Source organism: Shewanella sp. AS16, assembly GCF_021412365.1.
Lineage (GTDB): Bacteria > Pseudomonadota > Gammaproteobacteria > Enterobacterales > Shewanellaceae > Shewanella > Shewanella salipaludis.
Genome location: NZ_JAKCLK010000250.1, coordinates 1 through 292, shown reverse-complemented (window position 1 = coordinate 292; position 292 = coordinate 1). Strand labels below are relative to the sequence as shown.

1 protein-coding gene is annotated in these 292 nt (G+C 56.8%); it reads right to left on the bottom strand.

Annotated elements, in window-relative coordinates; translation table 11 throughout:
- On the bottom strand, positions 1–274 hold a 274-nt coding region (locus LZP73_RS20200; RefSeq protein WP_234236708.1), incomplete at its 3' end, for a phage tail protein.
- Between the last annotated feature and the right edge of the window lie 18 nt (positions 275–292).

Below are 292 nucleotides of genomic sequence, written 5' to 3'. Positions count from 1 at the left end.
GTTTGATGGCGGGCAGATTGCCCCGGTTAACGCGGATCCTGGCCGTCATTTTTCCTGACGGACTGGCTTTAAACACCCGGACACGCTGACGTACCAGTTTCAGGGGGATCCCTTTCACCTGGTTATCTCCCGCAACGGTATTCCCGGCAACCTTCCGGGTGGCAACCGAGACCGCTTTCTGTGCCACACGGTTTATCGCCCATGCGCTGGCCTGTGGCACCATACGGGTATCAAGGCTGTTCAGATTGCGGATGGCATTCTCAAGCCCCTTCATCCCACACCTCTTTACTCA